The organism is Pseudomonas sp. GX19020 (assembly GCF_023371075.1).
GTDB lineage: Bacteria > Pseudomonadota > Alphaproteobacteria > Rhodobacterales > Rhodobacteraceae > Pseudogemmobacter.
Genome location: NZ_JAMCCR010000023.1, coordinates 1 through 12,850, shown reverse-complemented (window position 1 = coordinate 12,850; position 12,850 = coordinate 1). Strand labels below are relative to the sequence as shown.

Below are 12,850 nucleotides of genomic sequence, written 5' to 3'. Positions count from 1 at the left end.
TTAACCTGTTTATGCCCTCATACCGTACCCCAGGTATCGGCACTGATCGAGGCATACCAGCCCGCGCCGTAAACCGCTTCGGCCTGGCGGAAGCTGGCATCCGCCTCCAGCGGGCTGACCCCGCCGGACCCTTCGCGCTCGGCGATCTTCTCGCCGTCGAAATAATAGACCCCGGCGACCGAGATCCCCCATTCCGGGCCCACGAGACTGTAGCAGGTGTTCACGAAGCTTGCCGGTGCCGGCTCGGCACCCGCCAGATCGGCGATGATCGCGGCGGCCGCGACCTTGCCCTGGGCATTGGCACAGAAGCCCGATTTCGGCATGGGGGCGGCAATGGTCGCGTCGCCCACCACATAGATCCCCGGCACCTGCGCGGATTCGAACGTGTTGCCATTCACCGGCACCCAGCCGGTGTCATTGGTGACCCCGGCGCGGTCCGCGATCCAGCCCGCTTTCTGCGGCGGCACCACATTCAGCACATCTGCCTTATGTGTCACACCAAATGCGGTTTCGACCGTCAGGGCGCCAGCATCGACCTTTGCGACCTTGCCGTCATTATCGGCGCTGATCCATTCGATCATATCGCCGTAAAGCGCCTCCCATCCCTGTTTGAACAGCCCCTGTTTCGAGAAGGTTTCTTTGCTGTCCAGAAGCAGGATCTTGGATTTCGACTTATTGGTTTTCAGGTAATGCGCCACCAGCGAGGCACGCTCATAAGGCCCGGGCGGGCAGCGGAAAGCGCCATCGGTGATCGACATCACGAATGTGCCGCCATCCTCCATCGCTTCGAGCTGCGATTTCAGCAGCTGCGTCTGTGGCCCGGCCTTCCAGGCATGCGGCGCGCGGTCTGACGCGGCTTCGTCATAGCCCTCCAGCGCGCCCCATTTGATATCGATGCCCGGCGACAGGACAAGCCGGTCATAATCCAGCACCGTCCCATTCGAGAGCGTCACCCTGCGCGCCGCGCCGTCGATCTGTTCGGCAGAGGCATGGATGACATCGATCCCCTCGGCGGTATGGGCAGCGTAGCTGTGGGTGATGCTGTCCCAGGTCCGGAGCCCGCCGAGATAGAGGTTCGAGAACGGGCAGGTGACAAATGTTTCCGAGGGCTCGACCAGGGTGATTTTCAGATCGGAGCTGTAGCGGCGCAGGTAGCGGGCCGCAGTGGCGCCACCAAAGCCGCCGCCCACGACGACGACATGAGCCGAGGCGTTCTGCGCCCGGATCAGGCCAGGAAGCGCGAAACTGGCGGCGCCTGCGCCAAGGCCTGCAAGCAGGGTTCTGCGGGTCGTATTCATCCTTCCACCTCCGCGAAAAACTTCGCCAGGGCGGCGATCTGATCGTCATCATACCCTTTCATATGGCGGGTCATGACGGTGGTGCCTGCGGGCGGGTTGTCGCGAAACGCGGTCAGTTTCGCCGTCAGTTCGGCCTCGGGCAGACCAGCGATCGAGGGAATGGCGCCCGGCGACTGGCCGGCAGGGCCGTGGCAGCTGGCACAGGGACCGGCGAGGATCTGGGCCTCGGATACCGTGCCCTGCGCAAGCACAAGACCAGGGGCGGCGATTGTGGCGAAGGTCAGGGCGGCAAACAGCGCCCTCAGGGTGGGGGGCTGGGGGGGCGAAAGCATGGTCGGATCCTCTTTCCTGGCCATCTGGCTTGGGTATCGGCTGATGCGGGCCTCACGCCGCGCGACGCGCCATTCTTGCGGCCATGTCCCCGCCGCGCAAGAAAATATCCCAGGCGCTTCGCGGGGTGCGGACAGGTGAAATTTACTTCCACAGCGGGGGGAAAGAGGATTTATCCGGCCTGACGCGCTTTGCCGGCGGCCAGCACCTGGTCAATCGCCGCAAGGGTGCGCGCGCTGGCGCCCTGCTGCTGGTCGAGGAAGGCCCGGATCTGTGCCGGATCTGTCTGGTCGGGCTGCGACAGCGCGGCGGCCAGCCTGTCCGCGAGTGCGGAAGGCGGGTCGGTCTGGTCGCCCAGACTGACCGCGACCCCGGCAAGGGCGGCCTCTTCGAACGGGAATTCGATGGTCCAGGTCCAGGGGCCGGTGACCACCGGCTTCATCAGCATCAGCGCCTCGGAAATATTATGCGCGCCGCGTGGGTTGAAACCACCGCCAACGACAACCCGATCCGCCGGGGCGAGGCAAAAGAACATCTCGCCGAGGCTGTCAGCGAGAAAGACATCCACATCGCCCAAAGCGTGACCGGCGGGGGGATGGGTGAAACCGGCAACGCCCGGTGGCAGGGCAGTGCTGCGGCGCAACACGCTCAGCCCCTCGGCCACAAGCCCCTCATATACCGCATCGAACCGTTCCGGCGCGCGGGGCACATAGATGAAAAGCGGGGGCGGCAGGCCCTGTGCCCGGGCGGCGTCGCGCATTTCGCTGATCACATGTGCATAGATCGGCTCTTCAACTTCGACACCACTGGCTATGGTGATAATCTGGCCCTCGGGCGCCAGCCAGTGGCGGAACGAGGCCGCCACCGCGTCCAGCCCGGGGGGGAGTGGCTGGTCGAACCGCAATTCACCGGTGACGGTAATATTTGTCAGGCCGATGCTTTCGAACCTCGCCTTTTGCAGATCGGACTTCACGAAGGCGCCGGCAAGTCCCCGGATCACCCGCTGGCGCAGCCTGAGCCCCTTGCTGTCCCGCGCGAGCGAGGGCGAGGGATATTGCGCATTGCACATGAACAAAGGCACGCCCGCGCGCCTCGCGGCGAAGATCATCGCGGGCCAGATCTCGATCTCCAGGGTCAGCCCGATCCGGGGGCGGCAGGCCCGGAAAAACCGCCGCCAGCACCAGAACATATCCAGCGGCACCCAGACGGCCGCGAGCTGGCCCGAGGCGATTTCGGGCGCGAAAAGCCGGGCGGATTCGCGGCGCCCGGCGGGGGTGAAATGGGTCAGAACGACCTGGTCTCCGCGCGCAAGACACAGGCGGATCAGCGCGGTGGCCGAGCGCGTCTCGCCAAGGCTGACCGCATGAAACCAGATCGCGCCCTTCGGCAGCGGGCGGGAATAGATGCCAAAGCGCTCGGCCAGATGGCGGGTGTAATCCGGATCGCGGCGCCCGCGCCGCCAGAGATAGACCAGCAAAAGCGGCAAAAGCGGAATCCACAAAAGCCGCCAGAGGATCAGGAAGAGATGCAGGATCATGCGCGGTCTCCGATCAGCGCGACCAGATCGGCGGCGAGAGGCTGCAGCGCGGCGCGGGCCTCACTGACAAGGGTTTCGGCCTTTGCCGTGGCGTCCGTCAGGGGCGCGGCCAGGGCGGCACTCAGGGCAAGCGGATCGGGCGGTACTTCGGTGGCAAGGCCGGCTGCGTGAAGGTCGGCATAGTCGCGGGCGAAATTCGCCACATTCGGCCCATGGATCACGGGCAGGCCAAGGCAGACCGCCTCCCATGGATTATGACCGCCGGTCTCGCCCATCGCCCCGCCGATAAAGGCGCGCTCCGCGAGGCGATACCAGAGGCCCAGCTCGCCGAAGGTGTCGGCAAGCCAGACCCGGGTGGCGGGCGTGGGCGTCTCGCCCAGGCTGCGCCGCGTATGACTGAGGCCTGCCGCGTCAAGCGCGGCGGCGATCTCATCCGCGCGTGCGGGCAGGCGCGGGGCCAGGATCAGCAGCGCCGCAGGATCCCGCGCGGCGATTTCGCGGAAGGCGGGGATCAGCACCGCCTCATCGGCGGGATGGGTTGAGGCGGCGATGATGCTGCTGCGCCCCGCGAGCGCGGTCTGCAGCACGGTCAGCGCGGCCTTGTCGACACCAAGCGGTTCCGCGGCGGGTTTCAGCGACCGGCCTTCGCGCGGGAAAGCCGCGCCCAGCTTGCGCAGGTTCGCGGCGCTGCGGGAATCCTGGGCCTCGACCAGTGAGAAACGCGCCATGATATCACGGTAAAGCCCGCGCAGACGGCGGCGCTTTTTCAGGCTCGCATCATTCATCCGCGCATTGACCCAGGCCAGCGGAATGCCCCGCCGGGCGGTGTCACAGATGAGACCAGGCCAGAGATCCTGTTCCGACCAGACCGAGAGCGATGGCTGCCAGTGATCCAGAAACCGCGCGCCGAAATCCGGCCCGTCCAGCGGCAGGAACTGATGCACCGCGCCTTCGGGAAGGTTCTGCCCGATCACCCCCGCCGAAGACCGCGCGGTCGAAGTGATCAGAAACCGCAGATCCGGGGCATCGGCCTGCATCTGCGCGATCAGCGGGCGCAGCGCCATCACCTCGCCTAGCCCGACCGCATGCAGCCAGACGAGGCGCCCCGGCGGGCGGGGCAGGGTGGCCTGGCCAAGCTTCTCGCCCATCCGCTGCGGATCCTCGCGCCCCTGCGCCAGGCGCCTGCGCAGGATCCGGCGCATCAAGGGCTGCAAAAGCGGCCTGAGCCAGAGCCAGAGCCGGAGTTGCCAGCCGTCAGCCTTTGGGCTCTGGTCATTTACGAAGGGCATCTGGCGGGGTCCGGGTTCAGGTCAGGTACAGGTCGGGGACAGGCGTTGGTTCATGTCTGGCCCATAGGTTTGGCATAACGCCACCGCCAGTGCCAGCAATCCGCAGCATCCATGCCAAAGGCCCCATACTGCTCTTGCGGAAAGGTCTTTCGCACTGGCAGAATAACAGCGCTTGAAACCGGACCATGTTCGGCATACAATTGCATACAATGAGCTCGCCGCCGCCTGCCAGAGTTTCTGCGAGAACTTCTGAGAGACCGGTGTTCCAGCTTGTCGCACCATGGAATCGCAGGGATCGTCATGAGCTTGTACACAGACTACCTAACCGAGATCGAAACCCGTAAGACCCAGGGGCTGCACCCCAAGCCCATCGATGATGGTGCACTGGCGGCCGAGCTGATCACCCAGATCGAAGCGCCGGGCAATGCATATCGGGCTGATTCCCTGCAATTTTTCATCTATAACACGCTTCCCGGCACCACGAGTGCTGCAGGCGTCAAAGCGGCCTTCCTGAAGAAGATCGTGACCGGTGCGACGGTCGTTCCCGAGATCAGCCCCGATTTTGCATTGGAGCTGTTGTCGCATATGAAAGGCGGACCCTCGGTTGAGGTGCTGCTGGATGTGGCGCTCGGGACCGATACCGCCATTGCCGCGAAAGCGGGCGAGGTGCTGAAGACCCAGGTCTTCCTCTATGACGCCGATATGTTCCGCCTGCGCGACGCCTATAAGGCGGGTAATCCGGTCGCGAAATCGGTGCTGGAAAGCTATGCGAAGGCCGAATTCTTCACCAAACTGCCGCCGGTCGAAGATGATATCAAGGTTGTGACCTTCATCGCCGCAGAAGGCGATATTTCGACCGACCTCTTGTCCCCGGGCAACCAGGCGCATTCGCGTTCCGACCGCGAATTGCATGGTCAGTGCATGATCACGCCGGCCGCCCAGGCCGAGATCGTCGCGCTGCAAAAGGCGCATCCCGATGCCCGCGTGATGATGATCGCGGAAAAAGGCACCATGGGCGTGGGGTCTTCCCGGATGTCGGGGGTGAACAATGTGGCGCTCTGGACCGGTAAACAGTCGAGCCCCTATGTGCCCTTCGTCAATTTCGCGCCCGTGGTGGCCGGCACCAACGGGATCTCGCCGATTTTCGCAACCACGGTCGATGTGACCGGCGGCATCGGGATCAACCTGAAAAACTGGGTCAAGAAGACCGATGAGAATGGCAAGCCGATCCTGAACAATGACGGCAACCCGATCCTCGAACAGAAATATTCGGTCGAGACCGGTACGGTTCTTCACATCGATGTGAAGAACCGTAAACTGAAATCGGCTTCGGGCGATGAGCTGGTCGATGTGGCAGGGTCTTTCACGCCGCAGAAGATGGAATTCATGAAGGCGGGGTCTTCTTACGCCATCGTGTTCGGCAAGAAACTGCAGACATTCGCCGCCCAGACCCTGGGTGTCGAGGCGGTGCCGGTCTTCGCGCCGAACAAAGAGATCAGCGTTGAGGGACAGGGCCTGACCGCCGTCGAAAAGATCTTCAACCGCAATGCGGTCGGCGTGACGCCGGGCAAGATCCTGCATGCCGGATCTGACGTGCGGGTGAAGGTGAATATCGTAGGCTCCCAGGATACGACCGGTCTCATGACCGCGCAGGAACTGGAGGCGATGGCGGCCACCGTGATCTCGCCGCTGGTCGATGGCGCCTATCAGTCGGGCTGCCATACCGCATCGGTCTGGGATAAAAAGGCCCAGGAGAATATCCCCAAGCTCATGAAATTCATGAACAACTTCGGGGTTATCACCGCGCGCGACCCTAAAGGCGTCTATCACGCGATGACCGACGTGATCCATAAGGTGCTGAACGACATCACCGTGGATGACTGGGCAATCATCATCGGTGGCGACAGCCATACCCGCATGTCGAAAGGCGTGGCCTTTGGCGCGGATAGTGGCACCGTGGCGCTGGCTCTGGCCACGGGCGAGGCGACGATGCCGATCCCGCAATCGGTGAAAGTCACCTTCCGGGGCAAGATGAAGCCCTGGATGGATTTCCGCGATGTGGTCCATGCGACCCAGGCCCAGATGCTGAAACAGCATGGCGACAACGTCTTCCAGGGCCGCATCATCGAGGTTCATATCGGGACGCTTCTGGCGGATCAGGCTTTCACCTTCACCGACTGGACGGCCGAGATGAAGGCCAAGGCCTCGATCTGTATCTCGGAAGACGAGACCCTGATCGAAAGCCTGGAGATCGCGAAATCGCGCATCCAGATCATGATCGACAAGGGTATGGACAATGCGGCGCAGGTGCTGGCCGGTCTGATCGCCAGGGCCGATGCGCGGATCTTCGAGATCCGTTCGGGCGAGAAGCCCGCGCTGACCCCGGATGAAAACGCGAAATACTTCGCCGAAGTGCTGGTGGATCTGGATATCATCGACGAGCCGATGATCGCCGACCCCGACGTGAACAATGCCGATGTTTCGCGCCGCTACACCCATGACACCATCCGCCCGGTTTCTTACTATGGCGGCACGAAGAAGGTGGATCTGGGCTTTGTCGGCTCGTGCATGGTGCATAAGGGCGATATGAAGATCGTCGCTCAGATGCTGAAAAACGTCGAGAAAGCAAAGGGTAAGGTGGAGTTCAAAGCGCCTCTGGTCGTCGCGGCCCCCACCTATAACATCATCGACGAGCTGAAGGCCGAGGGCGACTGGGAGATCCTCCAGCGCTATTCCGGCTTTGAATTCGACGACCTGCTGCCCAAGACGAAAAACCGCACCGAGTATGAGAATATCCTCTATCTCGAACGCCCGGGCTGCAACCTTTGCATGGGGAACCAGGAAAAGGCCGAGAAGGGCGATACTGTCCTCGCGACCTCGACCCGCCTCTTCCAGGGGCGTGTGGTCGAAGACAGCGCCGAAAAAAAGGGCGAGAGCCTGCTGGCCTCGACCCCGGTTGTGGTGCTGGCCGCGATCCTCGGGCGCACGCCTTCGGCCGAGGAATATAAGGAAGCGGTCGAGGGCATCGACCTGACCCGTTTCGCACCGCCGCTGGAAAAGCCGGGCCTGGCACGGTCGGTTCATTTCTGACCGGAAATCCGGTCAGCTGAGACAGAGAAGGGCAGTGCCGGTCGCCGGTGCTGGCCTTTTTCTTTGGCCTTGCTCCGGGGCAGGGCGTATCGGGATCCCGGTCTCCCATGTGCCCGATCTGGCGAGATGAGAGGCTAACTGGCCGCCGTGATCCGAAATTGTGCCGGGCCTGTGATCGGCAGCAGTTCCAGGACCGCCCGGGGTCAGGCCGCAGCAGGATGCCCCGCGGTGGTCAGGAGGCGCGGGCCGCGCCGCCGAGATAGGCCTCGCGGATCTCATCGCGGCTGGCCAGATCGGCAGCAAGGCCGGAAAGGGTCGAACGCCCGTTCTCGATCACCACCGCATGCAGCGCGTGTTTCAATGCGACCGAGGAGTTCTGTTCCGCCACGAGGATCGTCAGCCCGGTCTCGCGATTCAGCCGCGCCAGCGTCGCGAAAATCTCTGCCACCACCAGCGGCGCAAGCCCCATCGAAGGCTCATCAAGCAGGAAAACCGTCGGGCGCGCCATCAGCCCGCGTCCGATGGCAGCCATCTGCTGCTCGCCGCCCGAGGTGAGGCCGGCGCGGGAAAGCCGGCGCTCTTTCAGGCGCGGGAAGAAGTCATAGACCTGATCAAGGCCCTGGCGGATCGCGGACTGGCGCAGACCGGCGCCGATGCCGCCGGTGATCAGGTTTTCCTCGATGGTCAGCGATTTGAAGAGCCGCCGCCCCTCCAGCACCGGAACGAGGCCCTTGCGGATATGGTCATCGGGGCTTTTGCGGGTCACATCCTCGCCCCGGAAGGTGATACGCCCGCCGGTGACGCGGCCGCGTTCGGCCGGTAAAAGGTTCGATGCCGCTTTCAACAGCGTTGTCTTGCCCGCGCCATTCGCGCCCAGAAGCGCCGCGATCTCACCCTGGCGGACCGTCAGGCTGACCCCGCTCAGCGCGGTGATCGAGCCGGAATAGCGCACCGACACATCGTCGAATTGCAGGATAACGTCAGACATGGCGGCACCTTTCAGGAAAGGCGGCCCCGGCTATCCGGGGCCGCCATGGGGTCAGTTCGGGCCGATAACCGTGTCGACATCGGCCTCGGTGCGGATCGTCAGACCCTTCTCTTTGGCATAGGCTTCGGAAGACGCTTCGATGATCGGGCGCAGCAAGGCCCAGTCCGGCGCGATCCAGTCCGAGACCACGTTCCATTTCTTGCCATCCCATTGCTGGAAGGTGACGTAGCCTTCGCCCTCGTGATTGTCCCAGGTGACGTTGATCGAATGGAACAGCCCTTCGGCGCCAAGTTCCTTCACGCGTTCGGGGGACAGTCGGAGATGTTCAAACCCCCAGCGGACCTCGTCGCCGGTCAGGGTGCGGTTGCCGAATTTGGCCTGGGCGATGCGGATCGCCTCGACATTCAGGATGCCGTTTACGATGCCGAGATTGTGGTAGACCGAACCGATGCGCGCCTTGTCTGACAGGTTGCCCTGGCCTTTGTCATAGACCCCGGCGATCACCTCTTTCAGCACCGGATATTCCTGGCCCGAGGCCTGGGTGGTGATGGCGGTATAGCCAATCGCGGCCTCACCCGCCGGAAGCACGTCTTCTTCGGAATTCGACCAGACATTGCCGATGATCCTGTCAGCCGGGAAACCGTTGCGCTGTGCGGTGGTCAGCGCCACCGGGTTCATCACACCCCAGCCGCGCAGCACCACGTAATCCGGGCGTTCGCGGCGGATCTGCAGCCATTGCGCCTGTTGCTCCGATCCCGGATGCGGCACCTCGATCTGGATCAGCTGAAAGCCGTATTTCTCGGCCAGAAGCTCATAGATCGGGATGGTTTCCTTGCCATAGGGCGAGCCGTGATAAAGGACGACGATCTTCTTGCCCTTCAGTGCCTCTGCCCCGCCTTCCTTCGCGGCGATGTAATTGATGATCCCCGAGCTTTCCGAATAGGGGTTCAGCAGAAGCGGGAAGACATAAGGAAAGACCCGGCCATCGGTTGTATCGGTGCGGCCATGGTTGATGGTCAGAAGCGGCACCTTGTCTTCGGTCACGCCGTCGATCATCGCATAGGCGATGCCGACCGAAAGCGGGTTCCAGGCGGCGATGCCGGGGGTGGATTTCAGGCGCTGATAGACCTCGACGCCTTTTTCGACCTCATATTCGGTCTCGCCCTCGGCCCAGGTCAGTTTGACGCCATTCACGCCGCCGTCGCGGTCATTGATCAGCGTCAGATAGTCGATGAAGCCGCCGAAAAACCCGGTGCCGCCGGCGGCATAAGGACCGACGCGGTAGGATTGCAGCGGGAAGAACTGCTCATCGGCATGGGCGGGGGCAATAGCACCCGTCAGGATGGTTGCGGCCAGAAGGGCAGGCGCGAGGCGACGGAAAAAGGACATGATTGCTCCGGTTTGAAAGGGGAAGGGCGCGCGGCTCAGGTGCGGCCCATGAGGCTTCTGATCCGGGTGGTGACCCGGTCGAGAATGGAGGAGAGACCGTTCGGCTCGAGGATCAGGAAGGTGATGATCGTTGCACCAAGGAGGATGCGCTGCGTCAGCTGGACCGAGCCGGCATCCAGCCCGCCGTCAAAGATCCAGGCCGAGCCACGCGACAGCAGGAGCGGGAAGACCACGATCAGCCCGGCGCCGAGAAAGGCGCCGCGAATAGTCGCCAGCCCGCCGATGATCGCGATGAAGAGGATCTGGAAGGACCGGTCGAGGTTGAAGCCTTCGGGCTCGATGGTCCGCAGATAGGTGAAGGACCAGAGAACCCCCGCGACGCCGATAATCGCCGATGACAGCGCGAAGGCGGCGAGTTTGGTGCGCAGAACCGGGACGCCGATCACCTTCGCGGCGGTCTCATTGTCGCGCACGGCAATCAGGTTGATGCGGGCCGGGCCGTTCACCAGGCGATGAACAAGGATGGTGATGAGGGTGACGGTGGTCAGCGCCAGCAGGTAGCGGCTCTCGCGGGTATCAAAGGTGATGCCGGCGAAGCTGAGAACGGGGGCCGAGATCACGCCCGAGGCGCTGTAATTCGAAAACCAGCCGAATTTGTTGAAGAGCCACTGGATGAAGAACTGTGCCGCCAGGGTCGAGACCGCGAGGTAAAAGCCCCTGAGCCGCAGGGATGGCAGGCCGAAGATCACCCCCACCGCCGCCGCCGTGGTCGCGGCGAACAGGAAGGTCAGCGGCAAAGGCAGGCCAAGCCGCAGCTGGATGTTGAACGCGGCATAGGCACCGACCGCCATGAAGGCAGCTGACCCCAGCGAGACCTGACCCGCATAGCCCGTGAGCAGATTTAGCCCCAGACCCGCCAGCGAGAGCGTCAGAAACGGCAGCAGGATCGCTTCGATCGTCCAGGGCGAGGCGAAGGCCGGCACGCCAAGGAAAGCCAGGGCCAAAAGGGCCAGGACCGACAGTCTCTGTCCGGTGAAAAGGGCGCGCGCGGGCGCCGCAACCGCGAGGGACATGGGTCAGAACCTCTCGGTGATCTTGCGGCCGAACAGGCCCTGTGGCCGGATCAGCAACACCGCAAGCGCCACGACATAGGCGAACCAGCCCTCGATGCCGCCTCCGACATAGGGGCCAAGATAGACCTCGGCCAGTTTCTCGGAAGCGCCGATGATCAGCCCGGCGACAATCGCGCCGGGGACCGAGTCGAACCCGCCCAGCACCAGCACCGGCAGCGCTTTCAGCACGACGAGCGACAGCGAGAACTGCACCCCGAGCCGCGCGCCCCAGAGAAGGCCGGCGACCAGCGCGACCACGCCGGCTGCGGTCCAGACCGCAGCCTGGATACGGTTCAGTTTCAGCCCGATGGCGATGGCGGCGAAAGTGTCATCGGCCACGGCGCGGAAAGACAGCCCGGTGCGGGTGAAGCGGAAAAAGCTCGTCAGCACCACGACCAGCGCCAGCGCAATAGCCGCCGCCACGAGGTCAAAATTCGAGATGAAGATGCCGCCGATCTCGAAGGGCGCGTTCGAGATGCCCAGATCCAGCGCATGGACCTGGGTGCCCCATATCAGCTGCGCGCCCCCTTCGATCACCCAGGCCAGCCCCAGTGTCGCCATGAACAGGGTCATCGGCGAGCGATTGGCCAGCGGGCGCAGCACCGCGCGCTCAATCGCCAGCCCCAGCAGCCCCATGATCAAAAGCGTGATCACAAGGGCAAAGGCAAAGGGCACCCCGCGCTCGACCAGGCTCACGAAGGTCAGTGCCGCGAACAGCACCATCGCCCCTTGCGCGAAATTCAGCACGCCCGAGGTTTTGTAAATCAGCACGAAACCGATGGCGACAAGGCTGTACATCACGCCCGACAACAGCCCGCCCACCGCAACCTCGATCACGAAGAGAAATTCATACCAGTCCATCATGCCGCCCCCGCCAGCGGCGCGGCATCGTTGCCGAGATAGGCCCGGATCACCTCGGGGTCGCGGCGCACCTCATCGGGGCTGCCATCGGCGATCACCTCGCCATGGTCGAGCACCACGATACGGTCGGAAAGCCCCATCACGACGGCGATATCATGTTCGATCAGGATCACAGACAGGCCAAGCCGGTCGCGGATGGCGCGGATATGGGCGGCCATTGCGGCTTTCTCGGTGCCGGTCAGCCCGGCCATCGGCTCGTCCAGCAGCAAAAGCCGCGGATCTGCGATCATGGCGCGGGCCAGTTCCACCTGTTTTTGCAAGCCGAAGGGCAGGGTCGAAACCAGGCGCGACAAATGCGCCTCAAGGCCCAGGAAGGCCGCGATCTCACGCACCCGGGCCGCAGTCGCCCGACCCTCGCGCCGTGAGGCCGGAAAGAAGGGCAGCCAGGCAAAAGCGCGCCTGCGAAAAACAAGGCCGGAGGCGATGTTCTCGGCCACGCTCAGCCCCGGAAACAGTGCAAGATTCTGGAAGGTCCGCGCCACCCCAAGGCCCGGCAACCGCCCCGGCGGAACATGGGCAAAGCTTTCGCCGCCGATCCCGATCCGGCCATTATCGGCGCGGTACAGCCCGCTGATGACATTGACCAGCGAGGATTTTCCCGCGCCATTCGGCCCGATCACCGCCCGGATCTCGCCGGGGCGCACATCGAAGGACACGTCTTTCAGCGCGCGGATACCGCCAAAGGCCAGCGAGATGCCGCTCAGCTGCAGGGCCGGCGTGGTGCTGGCCGTGACCGGCCTCGGGGGCGCGATCCGGGACGCAAAGCTGCGCCGCTCCGGCTGCAGGGCCGGCTCGCTCAGGGCAAGGCCTGTCATATCTGTCTCCGGAGGGCAGGCGCTGCTTTATTCTGCAGCGAGGGTTTGTTTTTTGCGGGCTTCGATGTCGCGGACGCGGGG

Annotated in this window: 10 protein-coding genes; 1 reads left to right on the top strand and 9 read right to left on the bottom strand. The window is 63.7% G+C overall.

Features of this window, described 5'->3' with window-relative positions:
• Positions 1–17: 17 nt before the first annotated feature.
• The 4 genes from M3484_RS22035 to M3484_RS22020 form a co-directional block, all read right to left on the bottom strand.
• Positions 18–1,298: an NAD(P)/FAD-dependent oxidoreductase gene (locus M3484_RS22035; RefSeq protein WP_249499265.1), complete on the bottom strand. Its 1,281-nt coding sequence runs from the start codon at positions 1,296–1,298 to the stop codon at positions 18–20.
• Positions 1,295–1,630, bottom strand: a complete 336-nt coding sequence (locus M3484_RS22030) for a c-type cytochrome (RefSeq protein WP_249499264.1) — start codon at positions 1,628–1,630, stop codon at positions 1,295–1,297. The genes M3484_RS22035 and M3484_RS22030 overlap by 4 nt, the downstream gene beginning before the upstream one ends.
• Before the next feature lie 170 nt (positions 1,631–1,800).
• Positions 1,801–3,165, bottom strand: coding sequence for a 3-deoxy-D-manno-octulosonic acid transferase (locus M3484_RS22025; RefSeq protein WP_249499263.1), 1,365 nt, complete (start codon positions 3,163–3,165; stop codon positions 1,801–1,803).
• On the bottom strand, positions 3,162–4,454 hold the full coding sequence (locus M3484_RS22020) for a 3-deoxy-D-manno-octulosonic acid transferase (protein WP_249499262.1): 1,293 nt from the start codon (positions 4,452–4,454) through the stop codon (positions 3,162–3,164). The genes M3484_RS22025 and M3484_RS22020 overlap by 4 nt, the downstream gene beginning before the upstream one ends.
• A 300-nt stretch (positions 4,455–4,754) precedes the next feature.
• Here M3484_RS22020 and M3484_RS22015 point away from each other — a divergent pair, with 300 nt between their 5' ends.
• The gene (locus tag M3484_RS22015) at positions 4,755–7,544 is read left to right on the top strand and encodes a bifunctional aconitate hydratase 2/2-methylisocitrate dehydratase (RefSeq protein WP_249499261.1); all 2,790 of its coding nucleotides are present in this window, start codon (positions 4,755–4,757) and stop codon (positions 7,542–7,544) included.
• A gap of 232 nt (positions 7,545–7,776) precedes the next feature.
• Here M3484_RS22015 and M3484_RS22010 read toward each other — a convergent pair whose 3' ends face one another.
• Genes M3484_RS22010 through M3484_RS21990 form a run of 5 tightly spaced genes read right to left on the bottom strand, consistent with a single transcriptional unit; the run spans position 7,777 to position 12,769 of the window.
• Positions 7,777–8,532 carry an ABC transporter ATP-binding protein gene (locus tag M3484_RS22010; RefSeq protein WP_249499260.1) on the bottom strand — a complete coding sequence of 252 codons (756 nt, stop codon included), beginning with the start codon at positions 8,530–8,532 and terminating at the stop codon, positions 7,777–7,779.
• Positions 8,533–8,583: 51 nt separating this feature from the next.
• Entirely contained in the window at positions 8,584–9,921 is a 1,338-nt protein-coding gene (locus M3484_RS22005; RefSeq protein WP_249499259.1) for an ABC transporter substrate-binding protein, read from the bottom strand.
• Between the two features lie 35 nt (positions 9,922–9,956).
• A complete protein-coding gene (locus M3484_RS22000; protein WP_249499258.1) occupies positions 9,957–10,994 on the bottom strand; it encodes a branched-chain amino acid ABC transporter permease in 1,038 nt (345 codons plus the stop codon).
• A gap of 3 nt (positions 10,995–10,997) precedes the next feature.
• A complete protein-coding gene (locus tag M3484_RS21995; protein ID WP_249499307.1) occupies positions 10,998–11,894 on the bottom strand; it encodes a branched-chain amino acid ABC transporter permease in 897 nt (298 codons plus the stop codon).
• A complete protein-coding gene (locus M3484_RS21990; protein ID WP_249499257.1) occupies positions 11,894–12,769 on the bottom strand; it encodes an ABC transporter ATP-binding protein in 876 nt (291 codons plus the stop codon). The genes M3484_RS21995 and M3484_RS21990 overlap by 1 nt, the downstream gene beginning before the upstream one ends.
• Positions 12,770–12,850: the final 81 nt, after the last annotated feature.